The following is a 567-nucleotide window of genomic DNA, read 5'->3' as shown; positions in this document are numbered from 1 at the left end:
ACCGGCCTGCTCGCGGCCGGCGTCGCAGGCCGGGTCGAGACGGGGCTCGCGGCGGGCCAGGATCTCGGCACGGTCCTGGCCACGGCCTGGCCAGGGTCGGGACTGAGCCTGGCTCTGCTCGGGCTGCTGACGGCTGCCGTCCTCGGGGCTGACGGCTTGCGGCAGGCGATGGCGCGCCACTCGTTCGGCTGGCGCCAGGTGACGGCGGGCGTGGTGACCCTCGCGGCGGTCGCGGGCCCCGCCCTCGTGCTGGGCAGCTGGACCTGGGCCACCCGGGACTCCGGCAGCCACCGCGCCGCCGAGGAGGCCCTGGCCCTCGAGGTGCTCGAACGGCCCGTGGTTCCTGCCGTCGGGCGCGAGGCTCAGTCCTCCGACCTCTCCGCGCGGGTCCTGTCCCTGCGCACCGACCCTGACGGGCAGGTCGAGGCCACCCTGCTCCGGCAGGACGGTCGACAGCTGACCGAGACCGCCCGGTCCCTGGTCGCGCGCGAGGTCGAAGGGGCCCCCGGGCACGGGCGGCCCGCCGCGCCGGATGCCGCGGACCTCGTGCTCGCCGAAAGTCGGAGG

1 pseudogene is annotated in these 567 nt (G+C 77.2%); it reads left to right on the top strand.

Features of this window, described 5'->3' with window-relative positions:
* Window positions 1-567: pseudogene (locus tag L0B03_RS18935) on the top strand (glycosyltransferase family 2 protein); the annotation flags it as partial.

Origin of the sequence: Actinotalea sp. C106, from assembly GCF_023630195.1 — a bacterium.
Lineage (GTDB): Bacteria > Actinomycetota > Actinomycetes > Actinomycetales > Cellulomonadaceae > Actinotalea.
Note: the sequence above shows the minus strand (reverse complement) of the source record. Positions and strands in the feature narration are given on the sequence as shown.